Origin of the sequence: Flavobacterium anseongense (genome assembly GCF_021608185.1) — a bacterium.
Classification (GTDB): Bacteria; Bacteroidota; Bacteroidia; order Flavobacteriales; family Flavobacteriaceae; genus Flavobacterium; species Flavobacterium anseongense.
In genome coordinates, this window is sequence record NZ_JAKIHN010000028.1 from 1 (window position 1) to 661 (window position 661).

Below are 661 nucleotides of genomic sequence, written 5' to 3' on the forward strand. Positions count from 1 at the left end.
CGGTAACTATTAACCCAATAGTAACACCAACTATAAATTGTGGAGTATCCACTACTACTTCCGTTCAATTCACTTGGACTGCAGTTACTGCAGCAACCGGTTACAATGTTTCCTATCAGGTAAATGCTAATCCGGTTGTAAATGTTGGAGCCATAGGCAATGTTTTAAATTATACGGTAAATAGTTTAACCCCAGGTGATAATGTAACAATCACTCTAACCCCAACCGGAGGTGCCGGAACTTGCTTTGCTTTTAGTACAGCAACTTGTACAGCCGCTAATTGTAATCCACCAACTGCTTCCATCAGTTATACAACACCATTCTGTTCTACATTGGCAACAGCTCAATCCGTGACACTAACCGGAACAGGTACCTATACTGGTGGAACTTATTCCTCAACTGCTGGACTTACCATTAATCCTGCTACGGGAGCTATAACGCCTAGTACTTCAACTCCCAATACGTATACTGTCTCCTATACTATCGCTGCCAGTGCAGGGTGCGCTCCTGTAGTGGTCACTACATCAGTAACCATTACGGCACTACCTACAGCTACTATATCATATGCCACGCCTTTCTGTTCTTCTGTGGCTACGGCACAATCCGTGACACTAACCGGAACAGGGGCTTATACCGGTGGAGTTTATTCCTCAACTGCCGG

Annotated in this window: 1 pseudogene; it reads left to right on the forward strand. The window is 44.6% G+C overall.

The features are described 5' to 3' along the window. Positions 1 to 661 (forward strand): annotated as a pseudogene (locus L1S35_RS13205) (hypothetical protein); the annotation flags it as partial.